This is a genomic window from uncultured Dysosmobacter sp. (assembly GCF_947631165.1).
Classification (GTDB): domain Bacteria; phylum Bacillota; class Clostridia; order Oscillospirales; family Oscillospiraceae; genus Oscillibacter.
Map to the genome: position 1 here is coordinate 62966 of NZ_CANRKH010000012.1, position 15024 is coordinate 77989.

Here is a 15024-nt window from a genome sequence, read left to right on the forward strand (position 1 = left end):
GACGAAGAAGCACTGGGAAGGAAAGGTCTGCATGGACGCGAAAAAACGCCGGGACTTCATTCAGAATATCGTCATCGCCCTGCTGTCGGTCGCCGCGGTCTTTCTCTTCGCCCAGACCCAGATCTACAACCTGGGTGCCGAGGCCGGCTATCTCCGCTTCCTGTCCGCCGGTTCCCGGACCAGCGGCGCCGAGCACAGCCAGACCAGCGGTCTGGCCGCTCCGGTGCGGGTTGCCGTCACCGGCCCCTACGGCCGGTACGGCAACGTGACATTGTCCACAGCGGACGCGGAATTTGAGTCCCTGGACCGCCTGCTGGGCGAGGTGCTCGGTTCTGCCCGAACCTACACGGCCTGCGATCCTCAGTCCTTCGCCGCCGCCCTGAAGGGAACCTCCGTCTACTATGACTTTCTGGAGCCGCTGCCCCTTTCCGTCTTGGCGGAGCTGGTGGGCGGCGCCGCCGGCGAGGACGATATCTCCGCCCGCCGCCTGGTAGTGTCCGCCCAGAACGACAGCGTGCTCCTGTACCTGTGGGACGGAGCCTCCGCCTATCTCCGCTGTACCACCGCCCTGTCGGTGGAAAGCCTGGAGTCCGCTGTCAGCCACTATGAGCTGGGCAATGCCATGTTCGCCTTCGACAATACCGACCCGACCCTCCACTGCGAAGACGTGGCTCTTTACTCCCTGTTCCTGGAGTCGGAACCGGCGCTGCCGGTGCTGGAAGGCTCCGCTTCCATCGCCGACACCGACGCCCTGCTCAGCGCCCTGCGCTTCAATCCCTACACCAAAAACCGCTATCAGGAGCCGGACGGCACCGAGGTGGTCTATGAAGGGGACCGCTCCCTGCGGGTCCGCACCGACGGCATCATCCACTATCAGAGCGGCGGCGATGCCAGCCTGTCGGTCAAAAGCGCCGGGGACGTTCCCACACTGGAGGAGGCCGTTACCGGCGTATGGTCCCTGCTGGGGACCCTGTCTGCTCCCGGAGACGCCTCGCTCTATTTGCAGAGCATCAGCCAGAATGGCTCCATCACTGTGCTGACCTTCGGCTATCAGGTGAACGGCGTTCCCATCCGCTTTGCCGACGGCGGCAGCGCCGCCCGGGTCACGCTGTCGGAAGCCGTGGTCTCCGCTCTGGAGCTGCGCCTGCGGCAGTATACTGCCTCGGATACCGCCTCCATGCTGCTGCCCCTGCGGCAGGCCCTGGCTATCGCCGCCCAGATCCCCGGTGCGGAGCTGTCCATCGGCTATGCCGACAGCGGCGGAACGGTCAGCGCTGTGTGGCTGTCCGACTAAGAATCCGTATTCACAAGCGTTAAACGCCGTCTGTGTGGGTCCTTTCCCGCCATACTGCGCAATCCTCAGTGGACAGAGGACAACACGGTTTTTCGGGGCATCTTGAGCGGCTGGCGGCGTTATCCCCGTTGCCGGGCGGCAGCCTCGGCCCAAGGGAACGGGCCTCGGCAGACTTGGCGGTAAGATGCCAGACAGCCCCGGCGGCCTCGTCTGCCTTACCAGCCGCCGAATCTGCTCCCGAAAAACTCCGAAGGACCTGCCAGCATTGATTTTTGCCGCTGGCAGGCGTGCTGCCCTTTATCCATTGACAGTGCTTTTCCTTAAAATACACATAGTATTCCTGCGTCAAAGCGCCCTGCCTGCCGGAAAGATTCCTCGCCCATCCGGCGTTTAACGCTTGTGAATACGGGTTCTCCCAGAAAGGAGCGTGACCGGCCCTGGAACGGTATCGTCTGAAAAACATCATGATCCTGATCCTGGCGCTGGTGAACGCCTTTCTGCTGGTGTCGTTGGCCTCCCGGAGCCAGGCGGAGCGGACCGCCCGCCGTCAGGCGGAAACGCAGCTCGTCGCCCTCTTCGCCGCCGACGGCATCGCCCTGGACCGGGACGCCATCTCCAGCCAGTCGCCGCCGGAGCGCCGCACCCTGGAGCGGGACACCGCCCTGGAGCAGCAGGCCGCCGTCTTTCTGCTGGGCGGCTCCGTCACCGCCGTCGACCAGGGCGGCGGCATCTATGAATACGCCAACGCCGCCGGCAGCGTGCTGTTCCGTTCCAATGGCAGCTTCGACGCGGACCTGAGCGAGGCCAGCGCCTTGAAGGCGGAGGAGATTTCTTCCTTCTGCAAGAAATTCTATTACAGCCAGCCGGAACTTCAGCAGACCGGCAACAGCAGTGGCTCCGCCACCGCCGTCCAGCGCCACGGGGACCTGCCGGTGTTCAACTGCTCCGTCACCTTCACGCTGCGGGACGGGCGGCCAGTCAGAGTCAGCGGCACGCTCCTGCCCCAGACCGGCTCCGCCGCCCCCATGGAGCAGGCGCCGCTCTCCGCGGCCGCGGCCCTGACCGCCTTCCAAAAAATGCGGCGGGAAAGCGGCGCCGTGGTCTCCGCCGTGACGGAGCTGTACCCCTGCTATGAGCTGCAAAGCTCCACCGCCGTCTCCATGTCCCTGACGCCCGCCTGGTGCGTCGTCACAGACACCGCAAAATATTATGTAAACTGCATCACCGGCACGGTCAGCGCCGGATGACGGCTTTCCCGGTGCGCCGTCAGGAAGGGTTTGCAATTTCTGGCGGAGTGTGGTATGCTACTGATGTACGCTAGGCCGTGCTGTCCGGCGGCATCGAAAGAGTCTGCCGCGGGCCGGCCGCAGCGGGTATCCGCTTCGCCGGGCAAAAATTTGCCCCGCCGCCTTTCGGCGGGTATGAAGCGCCGCCGGGCGGGCAAACTTCTTTTACAAAAGCTGTCTTTGCCGCCGGAAAGTATCTTGAAGAGAGGGTCAAGATTTTGACAAAATATATCGTTCAGGGTGGAAAACCCCTGTTTGGAGAAGTAGAGATCAGCGGCGCCAAAAATGCCGCTGTGGCCATCATTCCTGCCGCCCTGCTGGTGGACGGCGTGTGCCGCATCGAGAACATTCCCCAGATCTCAGACGTCACCATGAGCCTGAAGATCCTGGAGCAGCTGGGAGCGGGCATCCGCTCCATCAATCCCCACACCGTGGAGATCGACTGCAGCCACATCCGCTCCACCCGGACCAGCTACGAGCTGGCTCGGAAGATCCGCGCCTCCTATTATCTCATCGGCGCGCTGCTGGGCCGCTTCGGCCGGGCAGAAGTCGCCATGCCCGGCGGCTGCAACTTCGGCGGGGTACGTCCCATCGACCAGCACGTGAAGGGCTTCACGGCCTTGGGCGCCAAGGTGGTGGTAGAGGGCGGCTTCATCCACGCCTTCGTGGAAAACGGCAGCCTGAAGGGCGCCAGCGTCTACTTGGACGTGGTCTCCGTGGGCGCCACCATGAACATCATGATGGCCGCCGTCATGGCCGAGGGCAACACCGTCATTGAAAACGCCGCCAAGGAGCCGCACATCGTGGACCTGGCCAACTTCCTCAACTCCATGGGCGCCAACATTCGGGGCGCCGGGACCGACACCATCAAGATCCACGGCGTGGAGCGGCTTCGGGGCGGCAGCTACGCCATCATTCCCGACCAGATCGAGGCGGGCACCTACATGGCCGCCGTGGCCGCCACCGGCGGCCAGGTGCTGGTGAAGAATATCATTCCCAAGCACATGGACTGCATCACTGCCAAATTGCAGGAATGCGGCGTGGAGGTGGAGGAGAACGGCGATACCCTGCTGGTCCGCCGCACCGGCAGACTCCACCGCACCAATATCAAGACCCTGCCCTACCCCGGCTTCCCCACCGACATGCAGCCCCAGATCACGGCGGTCCTCTCCCTGGCGGAAGGCACCTCTCTGGTGACGGAAGGTGTGTGGAGCAGCCGCTACCGCTATGTGGACGAGCTGAAGCGCATGGGCGCCAGCATCCAGGTGGACGACAAGACCGCCGTGGTGGAGGGCGTGGACCATCTCACCGGCGCGCCCATCCAGGCCTACGATCTGCGGGCCGGAGCCGCTCTGGTCATCGCCGCTCTGGCGGCCCACGGCCAGAGCGAGATCACCCAGGTCCAATATATCGAGCGGGGCTATGAGGACATCGTTTCCAAGCTCCGGGCCTTGGGCGCGGATATTCGCTCCGTGGAGGAAGCGGATGAAGAGGCCATAACTGCCCAGATCGGATAACAGTCTCCCATTATTTAAATCAAGATGACCAAACGTCCGCAATGGAGGATGGCAACTTTCGTTGACGGCCTCCTTCGCGGACGTTTTTTAGACCGGGCCTTCCAAAATTGCCCAGAGACTTTTTAGAAAGCGAAAAAGCGAGGTATTTTTCTTGACCACCGTACATACCCTGGCCAGCGGCTCCTCCGGCAACGCGCTGCTGGTCTCCTGCGGAGATATCCATCTGCTGGTAGACGCGGGCATCTCCTGCCGCCGCATCACCGCCGGCCTCCGGGAATTGGGGCTGGCCCTGGACACGCTCTCCGCCGTGCTCATCACCCACACCCACACCGACCACATCGGCGGCCTCCCAACTCTGCTGAAGCGCACGGCCTGTCCGGTATTGGCCTCCGCCCAGACCGGCCGGGGCCTGACCTACCGGCTGGCGGGCCTGGAGGACCGGCTCCAGGAACTGCCTCTCTGCCGGAGCGTCCCGCTGGAGGGCTTCACCATCACTGCCGTCCCCACCTCCCATGACGCTCCCGGCTCCTGCGGCTTCCGGCTGGACACCGCCGACGGCGGCGTCGGCATTCTGACGGACACCGGCTATGTCACCGACGAGGCGGCGGATATCCTGCCCGGCGTGGATCTGGCGGTGCTGGAGGCCAACCACGACGTGGAGGCCCTCCGCAGCGGCCCCTATCCCTACTATCTGAAAAAACGCATCCTGAGCGAGGAGGGGCACCTCTCCAATGAGGCCTCCGCCCGGTTCGCCGTCACGCTGGCGGAAGCCGGCGCGTCGGAGATCATCCTGGCCCACCTGAGCCGGGAGAACAACACTCCCGCCATGGCCCAGAACGCCGTGGAGACGGCGCTGTCCGCCGCGGGCCTCTTCCCCGCCCTGTCCGTGGCTCCCCGGGACGCCATGAGCGGCCCCCATCCTGTCCGCCGGAGGTCCGTATGCAGAAAGTGACTGTGCTCTGCGTAGGAAAGCTAAAGGAAAAATTTTACGCCGACGCCGCGGCGGAATACGTCAAGCGGCTGAGCCGGTACTGCAAGCTGAACGTTTTGGAGCTGCCGGAGGAACGGCTGCCGGAGGACCCCTCTCCCGCCCAGATCGAATCCGCCCTGGCCAAGGAGGCCGGCGCCATCCGGGCCAAGCTGCCGCCGTCCGCCAGCGTCATCGCTTTGTGCGTGGAGGGCCGGATGCGCTCCAGCGAAGAGCTGGCCCAGCTCATAGCCACATGGGCCAACCGGGGCGAAAAGCATCTGGTGTTTTTGATCGGCGGCTCCTTCGGCCTGCACCCCTCCATCAAGGCGGAGGCCTGGGCGCAGTTGTCCATGTCCCCCATGACCTTCCCCCACCATCTGGCCCGGGTCATGCTGCTGGAACAGATCTACCGGGCTTACCAGATCAACGCCGGGAGCAGATACCACAAATAGCGGCATATCCCGGCAGGCTTTTGAAAGATTTACATAACACCAAGAGAGGTATGCGCATGAAAATTGATTATCCTGATGGCCCTCGCAAGGACATATCCATGACCTACGCAGACAAATGTGAAGCCGCACAGAGTTTTCACCGCAAATGCCTGCTCCGGAATCTGTGTTTTCTGCTGGCAATTGCCGCGCTCTGCGCTGAAGCCGTCACTGGTTTCTGTTCCCCCTTTTTCCTGGTCGCTGCCATTGTATCGCTTGCGGCGGGTGCGGTCTTCAGTTTTCTGACCGGCCGCTGCCCTTTCTGTGGGCGGCCTATCCGCCGCAGGTGGCCGGGCCGGTGGTATTTCATCGACCTCTTCATCCCCTATGCCTGCCCGGACTGCGACTTCACCACAGACTGGAAGAACTGGCGTCCCCTTTAGAAAGATGCCCCCAGCGTGCAGACAGCTCCGCGCCTGTTCTGTGTTTCACTGCGCCATCAAGTTTACATAATTTTTTGTAGGAGGAATCGAAAATGGACTTCATGAAGGAATACGAAAAGTGGCTGGCAAGCCCTGCCCTGTCCGCCGAGGAGCACGCCGAGCTGGAGGCCATCAAGGATGATCCCAAGGAGATCGAAGCCCGCTTTTACGGCCCTCTGGAATTCGGCACCGCCGGCCTGCGGGGCACCATGTATGTGGGCCTCCACAACATGAACATCCACGTCATCCGCTGGGCCACTCAGGGCTTTGCCGACGTCATCGCCGCCGAGGGCCAGGCGGGCAAGGACCGGGGCGTGGCCATCTGCATGGACTGCCGCAACCACTCCATGGAGTTTGCCCGGGCCGCCGCCCAGGTCTGCGCCGCCAACGGCATCCATGTCCGCATCTTCGAGTCCCTGCGGCCCACTCCTGAGCTGAGCTTCGCCGTCCGGGAATACCACTGCCAGGCGGGCATCAACGTCACCGCCAGCCATAATCCCAAGGAGTACAACGGCTACAAGGTCTACTGGGAGGACGGTGCCCAGCTCCCCCCCCGCCACGCCGACGCTATCGCCAAGCGGCTGGGCGAGATCGACATCTTCAATGATATCAAGACCATGGATTATGATGAGGCGGTAAAGGCCGGCCTCATCGAGGTCCTGGGCGCGGAGACCGACGAGAAGTTCCTCGCCAACGTCATGGAGCAGGTCAACGACGCGGAGACCGTGGCCAAGGTGGCGGACACCTTCAAGCTGGTCTACACCCCCTTCCACGGCACCGGCCACAAGCTGATCCCCGAGGCCCTGAAGCGCCTGGGCATCAAGCACCTGATCTGCGTGCCGGAGCAGATGGTCATCGACGGCGACTTCCCCACCGTGGTCTCCCCCAACCCGGAAAATCCCGAGGGCTTCTATCTGGCTGTGGACATCGCCAAGAAGGAAGGCGCCGACTTCATCCTCGGCTCCGACCCCGACGCCGACCGGGTGGGCATCATGGTCCGCACGAAGGACGGGGACTTCAAGGTCATCTCCGGCAACCAGACCGGCGTGCTGCTGCTGGACTACCTCATCGGTGCCAAACAGCGCACCGGCAAAATGCCTGAGAAGCCCGTGGCTTTAAAGACCATCGTCACCACCGAGATGGCCCGCAAGGTGGCCGAGGTCAACGGTCTCCAGTGCTACGACACCTTCACCGGCTTCAAGTTCCTGGCGGAGAAGAAGGACTACCTGGAGGAACACGGCCTGGGCAAAGTCATCTTCTCCTATGAGGAGTCCTACGGCTACATGCTGGGCGACTACGTCCGGGACAAGGACGCCGTCACCGCCGCTCTGGCCCTGACGGAGATGGCCGCCTGGTACGCCGCCCAGGGAAAGACCCTGGCCGACGCGCTGGACGCTCTTTACGAAAAATACGGCTATTTCGCCGAAAAGACCTGCAATCTGGTGATGCCCGGCCTGGATGGCCTGAAGGACATGGCCAATCTGATGAAGTCCCTCCGGGAGGACCGCCCCGCCGAGATCTCCGGCGTCAGGGTCGCCGTGTTCAAGGACTATCAGGACGGCTCCGTTCTGGACTGCGCCACCGGCGAAAAGAGCGCCATGGAGCTGTCCGGCTCCAACGTGCTGCGGTTCGAAATGGCGGACGGCACTTCCGTCATCGTCCGGCCCTCCGGCACCGAGCCTAAGATCAAGGTCTATATCCTGACCCAGGGCAGGGACGCCGCTGATGCGGCTGCCAACGTGGCCAAGTACAGCGCCTGGGTCGAGACCCTGAAAAAGTAAATTTTCCACTGTCTGACACAGCGCCGGAGGATAGCCCTCCGGCGCTGTTTTTACAGCTCTGGCGATTTCCCTTGACAGCTGCCGCCGTTGGTATATAATGAGCATATGCTCAAAATAAAAAGGAGGGACTGGAATGCCGCGCAGCGCCAAATGCCGTCGGGTGTGCCACATGCCCGACCACTGCCGCTTTTCCCCGGAGCAGCCCGCGCGGAGCGAGCCGGTGGTGCTGGCCGTGGAGGAGTATGAGGCCATCCGGCTGATGGATTTCCAGGGCCTGACCCAGGAAGAGGCCGCCGCCCAGATGGGGGTCGCCCGGGCCACGGTCCAGCGGATCTACGCCCAGGCCAGGCACAAGCTGTCGGTGTTTCTGGTGGAGGGCCGGCCGCTGCGGATCAGCGGCGGAAGCTATGCCCTCTGCCGCCAGAACGGAGGCTGTTCCTCCCAAAAGCAGAAAGGATGCAGCACTATGAAAATTGCAGTCACTTATGAAAACGGGACCGTCTACGGCCATTTCGGCCACACGGAGCAATTCAAGATCTACGACATCGTCAGCGGCATGCTGGTGTCCTCCGAGATCTACCCTACCAACGGCAGCGGCCACGGCGCCCTGGCGAGCTTTCTGAAGGAACGGGGCGTGGACTGCCTGATCTGCGGCGGCATCGGTCCCGGCGCCCAGATGGCTCTGGCGGAAGCCGGTATCCAGCTGTACGCCGGCTGCTCCGGCAGCGCGGACCAGTGCGTCACCGACCTGCTGACCGGCACGCTGAAATACGCCGACGCGGCCACCTGCGACCACCATCACGGCGAAGAGGGCCACGCCTGCGGCGGCCATGGCTGCGGGGAGCATGACCACAGCTGCGGCCACCACTGCGGAGAATGACAAAAAGAGCTGGAACGCATGCGTTCCAGCTCTTTTATACAGAGGCCGCCCATAATCTGCATTCTTTCTGCATATACTAGCTCCGCAATATTGACCGGAAAGGATGACCGCTATGGAAGCCCATTATCCCTTTACCCTGCCGCCCCTGCCCTTCGCCTATGATGCGCTGGCGCCGGAGCTGAACGAGAAAACCATGCTCTTCCACCATGACAAGCACTTCGCCGCTTATGTGGATAATCTGAACAAGCTGCTGGAGGGGCACCCGGAATATCACACCTGGTCTCTGGAAAAGCTGTGCCAGGACTGGCCGGAGCTGACGGAGGACATTCGCCAGGGCGTCCGCAACAACGCAGGCGGCGTGTATAATCACGATCTGTACTTCAAAACCCTGGCCCCCACCCCAGCCTCCACGCCCTCCGGCGCGCTGGCGAACGCCGTGGCCCGGGACTTTGGAGATGTGGTGGCCTTGAAGTCCGCCATGAAGGCCGCCGCCCTGGGACAGTTCGGCTCCGGCTGGGCCTGGCTGGTCAGCGACTGCGACGGCAGACTGTCCATTCAGAAAACACCCAACCAGGACACGCCCCTTCCCCTGTTCCCCCTTCTGTGCTGCGACGTTTGGGAACACGCCTACTATTTGCAGTACCAGAACCGCAGGGCGGATTACTTTGACGCCTGGTGGCTGCTGGTGGACTGGCCCCGCGTTTCACAGACCTACGCCGAACACGCAGCCAGCCGCTCCCGCTGTCCCCAGCCGTGAGTGACATGGCGATACGTCAAAAACGGGCCGCTCTCCGGCCTGTTTTTTGTATGCCCGCCCCGGGAAATCTCGTTGACAAAGGCAGAGTTTTCCGATAATATTATAAGTTAAGTAAAAACGAACAGAAAGGAGAACACCTATGCGTCTGCTGTTGACCGGCGGAGCTGTTTTTTTGAACGGCAGCTTTCACGATCTGGATGTCGCCATTGACCAGGGCCGTATTGTTTCCGTTTCTCCCTCCCTTCCCAAGGAAGGCTTTTCCGTCATTGAACTGCATAACCATTTGATCGTTCCGGGTTTCGTTGATGTTCATGTGCATCTTCGACAGCCTGGTTTTTCTTATAAAGAGACGATCTTCTCCGGCACGGCGGCGGCCGCCGCCGGCGGCTACACCGCCGTCTGCTCCATGCCCAACCTGAAGCCGGTGCCGGACAGCGCCGAGTCTCTTCAGGTCCAGCTGGACCTGATCCGGCGGGACGCCAAGGTCCGCGTCTATCCCTACGGTGCCATCACCTGCGGCGAACGGGGCGAGGCCCTGTCCGATATGGCGGCTATGGCTCCTCATGTGCCGGGCTTCTCTGACGACGGCCGGGGCGTTCAGTCCCGGGACATGATGCGCCGCGCCATGCTTCTCGCCAAATCCCTGGACAAGCCCATCGTGGCTCACAGTGAGGACGAAAGCCTGCTGACCAAGGGCTGGGCCGTTCACGACGGCGCCTTTGCCCGGCGGAACGGCCTCCCCGGCAACGATCCCGCCAGCGAGTGGAAGCAGGTGGAGCGGGACATCCAGCTGGTCCGGGAGACCGGCTGCCAATACCACGTCTGCCACATCTCCACCAAGGAGAGCGTGGCCCTGGTCCGCTCCGCCAAGGCCGAGGGCCTGCCGGTCACCTGCGAGACCGGCCCCCATTACCTGGTGCTCACCGACGAGGACCTGCTGGACGAGGGCCGCTTCAGGATGAATCCCCCCATCCGCTCCGCCGCTGACCGGGACGCTCTCATCGCAGGCCTGCTGGACGGCACGGTGGACTGCATCGCCACCGATCACGCTCCCCACAGCGCCGGGGAAAAATCCGGGGGCCTGCGGGACAGCCTCAACGGCATCGTGGGATTGGAGACCGCTTTCCCCATCCTCTATACGAATCTGGTCCAGACCGGTGTCGTGCCGCTGGAAGTCCTTTTGAAAGCCCTGTGCGTCAATCCCCGGCGGATCTTCCGCCTGCCCGGCGGCGTCATCGGCGAGGGCCAGCCGGCCGACCTGACGGTGCTGGATCTGAACCGGCCCCATGTCATCGACAGCCGGACCTTCCGCTCCCTGGGCCGGGCCACGCCCTTCGAAGGCTGGGGCGTCTCTGCCGCCGTCGCCATGACCGTCTGCGGCGGAGAGATCGTCCACCACGACCTGAAGGCCCAGGAGGACATCCTATGAAAAAATCCCTCTTCACGCTGGAACGCATCCGCCCGCTGACGGCGGACACCTATGAGCTGCTCCTCTCCGGCGACACCTCCGCCATCACCGCGCCGGGGCAGTTCGTCAACATCGAGCTGCCGGGAAAATTCCTGCGGCGGCCCATCTCCATCTGCGACTGGAGCAGTGCCGACTTGACGCTGCTGGTGAAGGTGGTGGGCGGCGGAACCCAGGAGCTGGTGGACCTGGCCCCCGGCACAAAGCTGGACGTTTTGAGCGGCCTGGGCAACGGCTTCGACCGGAGCCTTGCCGGGGCGCATCCCATTCTGGCGGGCGGCGGCATCGGCGTCGCGCCGCTGTACGGCCTGGCCCGGCGGATGCTTCAGGCCGGGACCGTCCCCACGGTGGCCCTGGGCTTCCGCATGGCGGCGGACGCTTTCTACTTGGAGGAATTTGAAGCGCTGGGCTGCCGCCTGTCCGTGGCCACGGAGGACGGAAGTCTGGGGACGCGCGGCTTCGTCACCAGCTGCATCCAGGCCGCGCCGGCGTGCGATTACGTCCTTGCCTGCGGCCCCCTGCCTATGCTGAAGGCCGTCCACGGCCTCCCCCAGCTGCGGGACGGCCAGTTCAGCTTCGAGGCCCGGATGGGCTGCGGCTTCGGGGCCTGCATGGGCTGCACCGTGCCGACGAAGAACGGCTATAAGCGGGTCTGCAAGGACGGCCCCATCCTGTACAAGGAGGAGATCATATGGGATACTTTTTCTTAAAAGAAAAAGTACCAAAAAGAACTTTAAATTTGCTACCAGAATTTTATGAGCACAAGGCTTTGCGCCCTGTAACGAAAGTGTGATCTTCATTGAACATTTCTATGACTGTCTCCCTGGCGGGTGTGGAACTGAAAAATCCCATCATCCCCGCCTCCGGCACCTTTGGCTATGGCCGGGAGTACGCCGAATTGTACGACCTGGACATTCTGGGCAGCTTCTCCTGGAAGGGCACCACCGGAGCGCCCCGGCTGGGCAATCCCCAGCCCCGCATCGCGGAGACGGCGGGCGGGATGCTGAACGCCGTGGGATTGCAGAATCCCGGCATCGACGCGGTGATCGAAACGGAGGTCCCTAACATCGCCAAGCTCTTCCACGGCCCGGTCATCGCCAATGTGGGCGGCTTTTCCATTGAGGAGTACGCGGAGAACTGCCGGAAGCTCAACGACGTGGACCAAGTAGCCATTTTGGAGGTGAACATCTCCTGCCCCAACGTCCACGCGGGGGGCAAAAACTTTGGCTGCGACCCCAAGGCCGCCGCCGAGGTGACCAGGGCCGTAAAAGCCGTGGCCAAAAAGCCGGTGTTCATGAAGCTGACCCCCAATGTCACGGATATCGCGGAGATCGCCCGGGCCTGCGCCGGGGCGGGAGCCGACGGATTGTGCCTCATCAACACCCTGCTGGGCATGCGCATCGACCTGAGGTCCCGGAAGCCCGTCATCGCCAACCGCACCGGCGGCCTCTCCGGACCCGCTGTGTTCCCGGTGGCCCTGCGGATGGTGTGGGACGTGTACGAGGCCGTGGACATCCCCATCATCGGCTGCGGCGGCGTCTCCTCCGCCGAGGACGCCGCGGAGATGATGCTGGCAGGCGCCGCCGCTGTGGAGGTGGGCGCCGCCAACCTGAAAGACCCCTACGCCTGCAAGACCATTGTGGAAAACCTGCCCGCCCTCTGCGAAAAGCTGGGCGTGGCCCATATTTCTGAACTGACAGGAGGCGCACATCAATGAGCGCGAAAGACGTTATCATCGCCCTGGACTTCCCTACCAAGGAAGATACCCTGGCCTTCCTGGACAAGTTCCCCGCCGGAGAAAAGCCCTTTGTGAAGATCGGCATGGAGCTGTTCTACGCCGAGGGCCCCCAGATCGTCCGGGACATCAAGGCCCGGGGCCACAAGATCTTCCTGGACCTGAAGCTCCACGACATCCCCAACACCGTCAAGCGGGCCATGAGCGTGCTGAGCCGTCTGGATGTGGACATGGTAAACCTCCACGCCGCCGGCGCCGGCGAAATGATGAAGGCCGCCCTGGCGGGCCTGACCCAGCCCGACGGCACTTGCAAGCCGGGCTCCGGCAGACCCCTGCTGATCGCCGTCACCCAGCTCACCTCCACCGACGGTGCCGCCCTGAAAAATGAGCTGCTCATCGACGTCCCCATGGCGGAAACCGTCATGTCCTACGCCAAAAACGCCGCCAGTTGCGGCCTGGACGGCGTGGTCTGCTCCCCCCTGGAGGCGGCGCTGGTCAAAGAGCGCTGCGGGGAGAACTTCGTCACCGTGACCCCCGGCATCCGCTTTGCCGACAGCGCCGTGGGCGACCAGAAGCGCATCATGACCCCCGCCAATGCCGCGCAGAACGGCTGTGACTATCTGGTGATGGGCCGCCCCATCACGCAGGCGGCAGACCCTGTGGCCGCCTATCGCCGGGCCGTGAAGGACTTTTTGGGCTGAGCCATGCACGAAAGTCCCTCTCCCCTGGGGCGCAAGCCCTTCGGCGGCATCAATGCCAACCAGCTCCGGTGCCTGGCTATACTCTTCATGCTGCTGGATCACCTGTGGGCGACCCTGATACCCGGAAATTTCTGGATGACCTGCGTGGGCCGCCTGGCCTTTCCCATCTTCGCCTTCCAGATCTCCGAGGGCTTTTTCCACTCCCACGACCGCAGGCGCTACGCCAGGCGGCTGCTGCTGTTCGCCCTGCTCTCCGAGATCCCCTTCGACCTCATGTACGGCAGCACGATCTTCTACCCCTTCCACCAGAACGTGCTGTTCACCCTGCTGCTGGGCCTGCTGGCGGTCTCCGCCATCGACCGGGCACGGCGGGAACGGACGGCCAGAGCCATCGTCCTGTCCACGCTGGCCCTGCTGGGCATTCTATTGCTGAGCATCATTGGCATGGTGGACTACGGCTGGCGGGGCGTGCTGACCGTGGTGGCTTTCTATGCTCTGCGGGACTTCCCAGCTGCATGGCTGGCCCAGAGCGCCGCCATGGTGCTGCTGAACATCGTGGGTTTCCAGGGCCTGCTGCTGCCCGTTTTTGGCTGGGAGATCCCCGCTCAGGGCTTCGCGGTATTTGCCCTGCTGCCCATCTGGCTGTACAACGGCCAGCTGGGCAGCAAGAGCCGTTCTCTGCAACTCGGCTTTTATGCCTTTTACCCTGTCCATATGCTGATATTGTACCTTCTGTTTTCCCTAGGCTGAATCAATCTACCATTTCTGAAAGGAGAATTTCGATATGTCACTGGAACGTACCATCGCCCATGACCTGCTGTCCATTGGGGCCGTCTTTCTGCGGCCCGACCAACCCTTCACCTGGGCCAGCGGCATCAAGAGCCCCATCTACTGCGACAACCGCCTGACCCTCACCGCCCCCGCCGTCCGCACCCATGTGGAGGAGGGCCTGGTGGACCTGATCTGCAAGCACTACCCCACGGTAGAGGTCCTGATGGGCACCTCCACCGCCGGTATCGCCCACGCCGCCATCTGCGGCCACCTCATGGGCCTGCCCATGGGCTACGTCCGCTCCGGCAGCAAGGACCATGGCCGCCAGAACCGCATCGAGGGCAAACTGGAGCCGGGCCAGAAGGTGGTAGTCGTAGAGGACCTGATCTCCACCGGCGGCAGCTGCATCGAGGTGGTGGAGGCCCTGCGGGAGGCCGGCGCCGAGGTGCTGGGCATCGTGTCCATCTTCACCTATGGCCTGCAGAAGGGCCTGGACCGCATGGCCGCCGCCAACGTCGTCAATCACAGTCTCTCCAACTTCGACGCCGTCTGCCAGGTGGCCGCCGAGGAGGGCAAGATCCGCCCGGAGGACATTGAGCGCCTGAAAAAGTTCCGTGCAGATCCCTCTGATGAAAGTTGGATCAGCTGAGAGGAGGAATACCATGCCAAGAAACATCATCGACGTCGTCGACCTCTCCGTGGAGGAGATCGACCAGCTCATCGCCACAGCGGAGGATATCATCGCCGACCCCGCCAAATACCAGAACGCCTGCGCCCATAAACAGCTGGCGACACTGTTCTTCGAGCCTTCCACCCGCACCCGTCTCAGCTTTGAATCCGCCATGCTGGCCCTGGGCGGCAGCGTGCTGGGCTTCTCCTCCGCCAATTCCAGCTCCACTGCCAAGGGCGAGACAGTGGGCGACACCATCCACACCGTCAGCTGCTACGCCGACATCA

The 15024-nt window shown here is 63.1% G+C and carries 15 protein-coding genes and 1 pseudogene; all 16 read left to right on the top strand.

Annotated features, from left to right (window positions below; all coding sequences use genetic code 11):
• Window positions 1-31 precede the first annotated feature (31 nt).
• Window positions 32-1294 (top strand): hypothetical protein, encoded by a 1263-nt coding sequence (locus Q0Z69_RS07920; protein WP_298031780.1) that lies wholly within the window; start codon window positions 32-34, stop codon window positions 1292-1294.
• A 464-nt stretch (window positions 1295-1758) separates the two neighbouring features.
• Window positions 1759-2541, top strand: a complete 783-nt coding sequence (locus Q0Z69_RS07925) for a hypothetical protein (RefSeq protein WP_298031783.1) — start codon at window positions 1759-1761, stop codon at window positions 2539-2541.
• Between the two features lie 257 nt (window positions 2542-2798).
• Entirely contained in the window at window positions 2799-4097 is a 1299-nt protein-coding gene (locus Q0Z69_RS07930) for a UDP-N-acetylglucosamine 1-carboxyvinyltransferase (RefSeq protein WP_298031786.1), read from the top strand.
• Between the two features lie 151 nt (window positions 4098-4248).
• Window positions 4249-5049, top strand: coding sequence for an MBL fold metallo-hydrolase (locus Q0Z69_RS07935; protein ID WP_298031791.1), 801 nt, complete (start codon window positions 4249-4251; stop codon window positions 5047-5049).
• Window positions 5037-5519: a 23S rRNA (pseudouridine(1915)-N(3))-methyltransferase RlmH gene (gene rlmH / locus Q0Z69_RS07940; RefSeq protein ID WP_298031794.1), complete on the top strand. Its 483-nt coding sequence runs from the start codon at window positions 5037-5039 to the stop codon at window positions 5517-5519. The genes Q0Z69_RS07935 and rlmH overlap by 13 nt, the downstream gene beginning before the upstream one ends.
• A gap of 56 nt (window positions 5520-5575) precedes the next feature.
• A complete protein-coding gene (locus tag Q0Z69_RS07945) occupies window positions 5576-5938 on the top strand; it encodes a hypothetical protein (RefSeq protein ID WP_298031797.1) in 363 nt (120 codons plus the stop codon).
• Window positions 5939-6030: 92 nt separating this feature from the next.
• Window positions 6031-7758, top strand: a complete 1728-nt coding sequence (locus tag Q0Z69_RS07950) for a phospho-sugar mutase (RefSeq protein WP_298031800.1) — start codon at window positions 6031-6033, stop codon at window positions 7756-7758.
• Window positions 7759-7891: 133 nt separating this feature from the next.
• On the top strand, window positions 7892-8638 hold the full coding sequence (locus tag Q0Z69_RS07955; protein WP_298031803.1) for a DUF134 domain-containing protein: 747 nt from the start codon (window positions 7892-7894) through the stop codon (window positions 8636-8638).
• A gap of 112 nt (window positions 8639-8750) precedes the next feature.
• Window positions 8751-9395, top strand: a complete 645-nt coding sequence (locus tag Q0Z69_RS07960; protein ID WP_298031805.1) for a superoxide dismutase — start codon at window positions 8751-8753, stop codon at window positions 9393-9395.
• A 139-nt stretch (window positions 9396-9534) separates the two neighbouring features.
• Window positions 9535-10824, top strand: coding sequence for a dihydroorotase (locus tag Q0Z69_RS07965; protein WP_298031808.1), 1290 nt, complete (start codon window positions 9535-9537; stop codon window positions 10822-10824).
• Window positions 10821-11570: a dihydroorotate dehydrogenase electron transfer subunit gene (locus Q0Z69_RS07970; RefSeq protein WP_298031811.1), complete on the top strand. Its 750-nt coding sequence runs from the start codon at window positions 10821-10823 to the stop codon at window positions 11568-11570. Before Q0Z69_RS07965 ends, Q0Z69_RS07970 begins: the two co-directional genes overlap by 4 nt.
• A 95-nt stretch (window positions 11571-11665) precedes the next feature.
• Entirely contained in the window at window positions 11666-12577 is a 912-nt protein-coding gene (locus Q0Z69_RS07975) for a dihydroorotate dehydrogenase (protein WP_367272265.1), read from the top strand.
• Window positions 12574-13296, top strand: coding sequence for an orotidine-5'-phosphate decarboxylase (gene pyrF, locus Q0Z69_RS07980; RefSeq protein ID WP_298031814.1), 723 nt, complete (start codon window positions 12574-12576; stop codon window positions 13294-13296). Before Q0Z69_RS07975 ends, pyrF begins: the two co-directional genes overlap by 4 nt.
• Before the next feature lie 3 nt (window positions 13297-13299).
• The gene (locus Q0Z69_RS07985) at window positions 13300-14046 is read left to right on the top strand and encodes a TraX family protein (protein ID WP_298031817.1); all 747 of its coding nucleotides are present in this window, start codon (window positions 13300-13302) and stop codon (window positions 14044-14046) included.
• 34 nt (window positions 14047-14080) lie between these two features.
• The gene (pyrE, locus tag Q0Z69_RS07990) at window positions 14081-14716 is read left to right on the top strand and encodes an orotate phosphoribosyltransferase (RefSeq protein WP_298031820.1); all 636 of its coding nucleotides are present in this window, start codon (window positions 14081-14083) and stop codon (window positions 14714-14716) included.
• A 13-nt stretch (window positions 14717-14729) separates the two neighbouring features.
• Window positions 14730-15024: pseudogene (locus Q0Z69_RS07995) on the top strand (aspartate carbamoyltransferase); the annotation flags it as partial.